Here is a 256-nt window from a genome sequence, read left to right on the forward strand (position 1 = left end):
AGTCTTACAAAACCGCCTGCGCACGCTTTACGCCCAGTAATTCCGATTAACGCTTGCACCCTACGTATTACCGCGGCTGCTGGCACGTAGTTAGCCGGTGCTTATTCTTCAGGTACCGTCATTAGCAAGGGATATTAGCCCCCACCGTTTCTTCCCTGACAAAAGAGCTTTACAACCCGAAGGCCTTCTTCACTCACGCGGCATTGCTGGATCAGGCTTGCGCCCATTGTCCAAAATTCCCCACTGCTGCCTCCCG

The 256-nt window shown here is 53.5% G+C and carries 1 rRNA gene; it reads right to left on the reverse strand.

From position 1 onward, the window contains the following. Window positions 1–256 (reverse strand): 16S ribosomal RNA (locus GTP90_RS36270); the annotation flags it as partial.

Origin of the sequence: Duganella vulcania, from assembly GCF_009857655.1 — a bacterium.
GTDB lineage: Bacteria > Pseudomonadota > Gammaproteobacteria > Burkholderiales > Burkholderiaceae_D > Rugamonas > Rugamonas vulcania.